The 283-nt window shown below is 58.7% G+C and carries 1 protein-coding gene; it reads right to left on the bottom strand.

Annotation, left to right across the window (positions count from 1 at the left end; translation table 11 throughout):
• The coding region (locus tag B1964_RS30840; RefSeq protein WP_216354318.1) for a hypothetical protein at positions 1–256 on the bottom strand (256 nt) is incomplete at its 3' end.
• Between the last annotated feature and the right edge of the window lie 27 nt (positions 257–283).

Here is a 283-nt window from a genome sequence, read left to right as displayed (position 1 = left end):
CCAGGCGGCTACCGAAGCCGCTTAACCGATGTCCGGCAAACGGGGGTAACCACAAGTTGCGATCGGGTGCGGTATACGTGGCGACAAGAAGTGTCTGGGCTACTGCTTCGCCGAGCGTAGCGGGTTCTACGTGCCCACGAGCGTTGATCTCTTCGAAGAGTTGGGCGGATGGCATGCGCGACCTGTTGTACAGGGAAAGCGCATTGTGCCCCACGGAACGTCCGGCCGTTACTTTCAAGGTGATGATATCGCGCATGACGTCTGCGGTTGGTTCGTTTAGCCT

Origin of the sequence: Gordonia sp. i37 (genome assembly GCF_002043085.1) — a bacterium.
GTDB lineage: Bacteria > Actinomycetota > Actinomycetes > Mycobacteriales > Mycobacteriaceae > Gordonia > Gordonia polyisoprenivorans.
This window is presented reverse-complemented; position numbering and strand designations above follow the sequence as displayed.